The sequence below is a fragment of the Bartonella sp. AA83SXKL genome, from assembly GCF_042196965.1.
GTDB lineage: Bacteria > Pseudomonadota > Alphaproteobacteria > Rhizobiales > Rhizobiaceae > Bartonella.
In genome coordinates this window covers 1-295 of the sequence record NZ_JBHIRG010000267.1, presented here as the reverse complement: position 1 = coordinate 295, position 295 = coordinate 1, and the positions used below count along the sequence as shown (strand labels likewise).

General features: G+C 39.7%; 1 protein-coding gene. It reads right to left on the bottom strand.

Annotated features, from left to right (window positions below; translation table 11 throughout):
- Positions 1-295, bottom strand: a 295-nt coding sequence (locus ACFINO_RS11025; protein ID WP_375655891.1) for an ATP-binding cassette domain-containing protein, incomplete at both ends; no start/stop codon positions are given.

The following is a 295-nucleotide window of genomic DNA, read 5'->3' as shown; positions in this document are numbered from 1 at the left end:
TCAAGTCGTCGACGCTCGCCACCTGATAAAGAAAGAGCAGGCATCTTGCGTAAATGGTCAATTTTAAATTCATGCAAAAGGGCATCCAAATCTTCACGTCGTTTAAGCCGGTCTTTTTCTACTACTTCCAAAACAGCTTTAATATTTTTTTCTACTGAAAGACCACGAAAAATCGATGCTTCCTGAGGAAGATATCCAATACCTAAACGAGCACGTCGATACATTGGTAGATGCGTGATATCAAATCCATCAATTTTAATGGACCCACCATCCGATTTAATAAGACCTGTAACCA